5 protein-coding genes and 1 pseudogene are annotated in these 6231 nt (G+C 60.0%); all 6 read right to left on the reverse strand.

Features of this window, described 5'->3' with window-relative positions; genetic code table 11:
* A pseudogene (locus BG52_RS14090) lies at positions 1 to 1027 on the reverse strand (hypothetical protein); the annotation flags it as partial.
* Between the two features lie 36 nt (positions 1028 to 1063).
* On the reverse strand, positions 1064 to 1990 hold the full coding sequence (locus BG52_RS14095; RefSeq protein ID WP_036585945.1) for an ABC transporter permease: 927 nt from the start codon (positions 1988 to 1990) through the stop codon (positions 1064 to 1066).
* Entirely contained in the window at positions 1987 to 2919 is a 933-nt protein-coding gene (locus BG52_RS14100; protein WP_036585950.1) for an ABC transporter ATP-binding protein, read from the reverse strand. Before BG52_RS14100 ends, BG52_RS14095 begins: the two co-directional genes overlap by 4 nt.
* A 65-nt stretch (positions 2920 to 2984) precedes the next feature.
* Entirely contained in the window at positions 2985 to 5405 is a 2421-nt protein-coding gene (locus tag BG52_RS14105) for a DUF7408 domain-containing protein (protein WP_036667530.1), read from the reverse strand.
* 159 nt (positions 5406 to 5564) lie between these two features.
* Complete coding sequence (locus BG52_RS14110) at positions 5565 to 5876, reverse strand: YbjQ family protein (RefSeq protein ID WP_036586269.1); 312 nt, start codon at positions 5874 to 5876, stop codon at positions 5565 to 5567.
* 90 nt (positions 5877 to 5966) lie between these two features.
* Positions 5967 to 6231 (reverse strand): undecaprenyl-diphosphate phosphatase (locus BG52_RS14115; protein WP_036667531.1); only part of this gene is annotated, 265 nt, incomplete at its 5' end.

The following is a 6231-nucleotide window of genomic DNA, read 5'->3' on the forward strand; positions in this document are numbered from 1 at the left end:
TCGTCTTCCTCCGGCGCCTCCGGCTTCGCGGGCGTGGGTGCGGCGGCTGGCACGGGTGCGGGGCCGGCGGCTGTACCCGGCGTTGCAAGCCCCGCAGCCCGCTCTGCGGCTTGGGCGCCGCGGGCAGCGTTGTCCGTGCGCATCGCCTCGGCGGTGGACGGCGGCCCGTCGTTGCCAGCGCCGCTGCAGTTGCGGAAGCGCGCCTTCGACGCGGGTCGCTGGCGAGCCGGCCGCGCGCCGGCCGGGCCGCAGGCCGGCAAGCCAAGCGGCCAGCCTGCCCCAGGGAATCGATATGCGCCGCTGCGCAATATCGATCAGCCACAGAATCAACGCGGCCATCAGCAGTGGCCGGCACGTAATTGAGCACAATGCTGTCATAGCGCGCATAGTCGGCAAGCTCCAGCGATAGCCGCTCCGTCTGCAGCACCTCATATGGAATAAGCGACGCCTCCAGCGCGGACCGGATATTCCCGGACGATCCCGCAGCTCCTTCCACGACAAGCACCGACGGGGGGCCGTCGATCCGTCTGAACGCATAGGCGGTGTTATTCTCGCTTCGCCGGTCCCCATTCGCATAGAGCTCTGCACGGTAACGATGAAAACCCGGCTCCGCCGCCACGCTTTGCAGCGCAAACCGGTTTTCTCCCCGTTCCAACACGATCGGTTGCCGCGCCTTCTCGGTGTTGTCCTCATACAACCGCAGCTCCGCCTCACCGGCAAATGTGCTGGTCACGCTCAATTCGAACGTAAACCGTTCGCCCTGTTTCAACGCGACAGGAACATCTAACGCATCGATCGCGGCGTCAGGCTGCTCGTCGCGGGGCAACGGCAGCACATCGACCGCGATGCCACGTTCCTTGAGCCGTTGTCCTTGAAGGAGCAGATCGCCCACGTTCTCTTCTCCGTCCGAGAGAAGCACAACCCTTCCGCCTTTCTCCAGCAGGCCGGAACCCAGCTGCAGCCCGCCGGCCGCGTTGCTGAACGAATCGTTGTCGCTCGCTTGCAAACCCGCCAAGGCGCCGTCCATCCCCGCTCCCCCTTTCTCCCGAATTGCCGAACAGGATCAAGCCCGCTTGCTTTTCTTATTCAACCGCGGCCGAACGCTGCGGATCGCCGTCAGCACTGCGGCGATGATCAATATGGAATAGATAATCAGGAACTCTTGCCATAGCTGGAGTGCCGGCTGCCCGGTAGACAGGCTGCCGCCCGAGCCCATGTTCATCCGGAATACCCAGCGCGTCATTTCGGGATCGAATAGGCTGTACAGCGCCGCGCCCGGATTCAACGCCAGCAAATGGCCGATCCATCCGAAGTCGCCGGGCGCTCCGCCGCTGCTGCGGGTCATTTCCTCCATGATTTGCGAAACGATCAGATACAGGAACGCCGTCCCGCCGAACAGGAACAGCGTAATGCCGTAAGCCACAATGACCGCCAGCATCGTCCGCTTGAACAACGTCGAGAACAGGATGCCGAACGAGCCAAGCGCCAGCATCGTAAACCAATAAAACAGAAATACCATGCCGAGCTGACCCGGCGAAATGCCGCCGAACAGGAACACGATGCTGTAAACCGGCATCGTCGCCAGCGTAATCAGCGCCATGAAGCTGAGCGATGAGACAAGCTTGCTGATCACGATGCTGGCCGAGCTCTGCTGCGTCGTCAGCAGCAAATTCAGCGTCTGCTTCTCGCGCTCGCCGCTGATGACGCCCGCCGTCAGCCCGGGCGCCATGAAGGCGATCAATCCGAGCTGCACGAAGCTGATGAATATAAACATGATCCGGCTCTCATCCGGATTGAACGCATTCGCGCCGCTGCTCGACATCCGGGTGACGTACAGATAACCCAACGCCAGAAGACCGATAGCAAGCAGATAAAAGAACAACGCCCACATCGACCGCACCGTGCGCATCCTCAGCGTAAATTCCTTGCCGAGCACCGGATTAATCAGCCTCGACCGCCATTTGTCCGCACAACCATTCGTTCCTTTCATTCCCCCTCCCCGTCTCCTTTCGTAATCTCAAGAAACACGTCCTCCAGGTTCGTCTGAGCCTCGCTGAACGAAATGATCCGGAAGCCTTGTTCGATCAAGCCGTGAAGCAGCTCAGACTGCTCCTCGTCGTGCCCATCGAAATGGACATGAACGCCGCGCCCGTCGCGCAAGATGCGGTTCACGAACGGGCGGCCGCCCAGGTATTGCTCCGCTTCCTCCTCGCGGCCCGCCAGGCGGATCTGAAGAATCCGCTTTACGCGCATCCGGCTTTGGATTTCCTGCACATTGCCCTTCGCAACCATCCTGCCATGCTCGATGACGCCGATCTCATCCACCATTTCCGCCAGCTCCGGAAGAATATGGGAAGAAATGACAATCGTTTTTCCCATCGACTTCAGTTCCTTCAGAATCTCGCGCATCTCGATCCGGGCTCGAGGGTCAAGCCCCGACGCGGGCTCGTCAAGAATAAGCAGCTCCGGGTCGTGTACGAGGCAGCGGGCAAGGCACAAGCGCTGCTTCATGCCGCGCGAAAGCGTATCGACATAGGCATCCTTCTTGTCGGTCAGATTCACGAGCTCCAGAAGCTGTGGAATAAGCCTTGCTCGTTCGGCCTTCGGAATGCCGTAGCTGGCTCCGTAAAAATGCAAATATTCCGTCGCCTTGAACTGGTCGTAGACGCCGAAGAAATCCGGCATGTAGCCGATCAGCTTCCGCACCTGCTTCGGGTGCCGGGTTACGTCGCAGCCGCCGACCTTGGCCGTGCCCGAGGTCGGCGCCAGCAACGTCGCCAGAATCGACATCGTCGTCGACTTGCCGGCGCCGTTCGGCCCGACGAAGCCGAATACCGTACCCTTCGGGATGACCAGGTCGATCGAGTTCAACGCTTGAAAGGCGCCGAACTGCTTGCAAAGCCCGCGAATTTCGATCATCGGCGATTCCGCCGCAGCCGGTGCCGCTGCCCTTGCCTCATGATCCGTTCGGATCGTCGTTTTCATTACGGTTTCTCCCTCCCCTCGAGCCCCACGGTCGGCATATACGTGCCTGCCTGGCTCGCAGTTTCCAGCCGCATCAGAATGGAGCCGCTTGCGGTCACGTAATCGACGGCCGAACCGGCCAGCTGGAACGCCGCATTGGTCAAGTCAACCGGCTCCCAGCCTTGCTTCTTCTCATTCCAGACCGAAGTCTGAAGCTGGCCGTCCAATTGTCCGGAGCCGTAGACCGTCAGCTTATCGTAGGAGCCACGTCCGTCTCCCGGCAGCACGAACTCGAACTCCAGCAATCCCTGACCGAAATCGATTCTCCCCGATATCGGATCGAACGAGTACTGCCGGGCCTTGTTGACCGTCAGAATCGGCGTAACCGTACCGGGGGCCACGGTCGATTCGGCGCCCTGCGCCTCATTAAGATCCAGCGCTTGAGTCCAGAGCGTTAGATTATCCGTTCTGGCCCGCTCGCCGTCGATCGTAAACCACGCTTCCTGGTCCGCGCTGAAGCCGACCACATATGGCGTACGGACCGCCCCCATGCCCTCTTCGGCGAGCATGTAGGAATTGAGCAGACCCCGCTCTCTCGCTCGCGTATCCCGATTGTTGGACGGCCATGGGAATAGCTGGCTGCCATAATCGTAAGAGCCGCCTTTCGCGTTCTGAACCGTGTATGGAACCGTCGTATTCACCGACTCTCCCCGCTTCAGATCCTGCAGCTTATGGGCTGTGCCGTTAAGCAGCAGTCCGACGCCCGTCAGATCGGTCCCGGTCTCGTTCTTAACCGTTACGGTCAGCTTCCCGGCTGCCAGCGTCATGCCGATGCCGAACCGGCCCAGCTCTTCCGTCTTTTCATCGCTCATCCATGTTTTACGCACGGACCAGTACGGCACTTCGTTCCATACGACGCTCGTTTCATCCAGGCCGTCATGGACCGTCTGATAGGTCGGATTGGCGGCTATGCTCCCCATCGTGCCGCGTCCGTCGCTCAACGGTAGCAGAGTCGCACCCGGCTCGAACACCGCCTCTACCCGTCCGCCTTGCGGCACAAAAACGGCGGCCGACGCGGACCTTATGCCGTCACCGCGGCCCGACAGCTCTACGGTGCGCAGGCTGTGCACAAGCGCCGCGTTTTTATCCGAAGCGCCAACCGTGAAAATGGCGACGCTGCTAACGACCGATAAAAGCGGGATGATCCACCAGGCCCATTCCCGCCGGTCCAGCTTTCGCAGCACAATGTAAAGCAGCGGCGCCGCGACCAATATGTAAACGAAAAAGAAAACGATCAGCACATTAACCTCCGGCGCCTGTATGGACGGGAACTCGTTCAACAGCGAATCGATTTCCCATATGTTCCCTGCCGGCAGCACACCGGCCGACAACGACATACCCGGCATAAGCGGTGTCAGAGAGCCGTTCAGCACGCGGGCCCACAAATCGGGGCTGCCCGTCCATGAGGCGAACGGTTCGAGCGACGGGTCGAACGCGGCATAGACCACTTGTCCGCGGCCGTATGAGCGATTCGCGGCCAGCGTAACCTTGCCGTCCGCCAACGTCACACGGCCTGCGGCCAGCGTACCCGCCGATATTGTAACAGGCGCGGTTAATTTCAGCGGAGACTTTCCCCCCGCAAGCCGCACGAGAGCTTCGACCGTCTTCAGATTCGCGGTGCCTTCCGGCTTAACCGGCACGAGATCCGCGAATCCTTCCGCCGTTTTCGCGTAGCCCGCTCCTCCGGACACGATCAGCGTACCGCCGCGCTGCACCCATGCGCGCACGGCCTGCCGCTTCGTTTCGCTCCAACTGCCGGTCGGAATGTCGTTGAGCACGAGGTAATCGAGACCGTCCAGCTGCATCGACCGGTCAGGCACATCGTCCGCTTGAATTGGTATGACGTTCAGGTTATAACCCTTCGTATTCAGAATCGGCATAAAATTAAGCGTATTCGGGTCCCGGGCAATCACCCCGATGAGCGTTCCCCGGTCAGCAGGCGCATTCACGTAAGGCCGGCCCGACGTGAACGGCACCGTCTTGCCGCCGGGCGCGTTGCCCAAATGGAAGGCCAGCCGATTGTTGTCTTCGCTGAACGCCATGCCGGGCACGGTCAGATCGAGCACAACCGGCGTCCCCGCCGGCAGATCCGCCGGGACGGCATAAGTTACGTTATAGCCGCCGTTAGGAAGCATGGCCGTGAACGCAAGCTCTCCCTTCAAATCCCCATCGGTCCGATTGGTCAACGTCACCCGGAGCCTCGTCCATTTGCCGTCTCTCACCTTGCCGTTGAAGCCCGCCTCGGCATTGAATTCGATGCCGCCCGCCGCAGCGGCTACCGCGGGCTTCGACGCAAGCCAGGCGCCCGCCGCGCCGACAGCCAGCAGCAGCGCCGCTGCCCATAATGCGGACCGGAAAGTCCTTTTCGAATGGTTGCCCACAAGCTTCCCCCTCTTTATAACATCGTGAACTACCGTTAACGACGACACAAACCGGAAAAAGGTTTCATTGCCGATGCGCGCACAAAAAATGGAGCGCCGGAACTGTCGCCAGTTCGTGCTCCATCCGATTGCTCTGTACCGCTTAAATAAGCTTGCCTGTTACACTCTGACGGCGGTTCCGCTGACCGCTACCATCAGCATGCCTTCCCGCACAACTTCATAATCGATGTCGATCCCTACAATCGCATTGGCACCCATGTGGCGCGCCTGATCGATCATTTCGCCGATCGCGATGTCGCGCGCTTCCTTCAGCTTGCTCTCGTAGGAGCCGGAGCGTCCGCCTACAACGTCGGTGATGGAAGCGAAAAAGTCGCGTACGATGTTGGCCCCCATAATCGCCTCGCCGTTCACAATGCCCACGTAGTCCTGAATCGGTCTGCCTTCGAGCGTCGGTGTCGTCGTAATCATCATAGTCCCATTCCTCCATAATCGTATTTGAACTCTAATACGGAATCGCGCCGAGAAAGATTTAGCGCGGGATCAAGCGGATCGTTGCCCGAATCAATACATGACCAGGAAATAGAAGACCGCAGCCAGCACAAAGCGGTAAATGGCGAACCAGGTAAGACTGAGCCCCTTGATCAGGTTCAGGAATGTAACCACGGCGATCATGGCGACGACAAACGAGGTGACGAGGCCGATCCCGAACAACAGCAAGTCGTTGCCGGTTAGAAATTCGCGGCTTTTGTAGAGGTCGATACTCGTAGCCCCCAGCATAATGGGAACCGAAATCATAAAAGTGAAATCTGCAGCCGCCTGCCGGCTC

Origin of the sequence: Paenibacillus darwinianus, from assembly GCF_000598065.1 — a bacterium.
Classification (GTDB): Bacteria; Bacillota; Bacilli; order Paenibacillales; family Paenibacillaceae; genus Paenibacillus_I; species Paenibacillus_I darwinianus.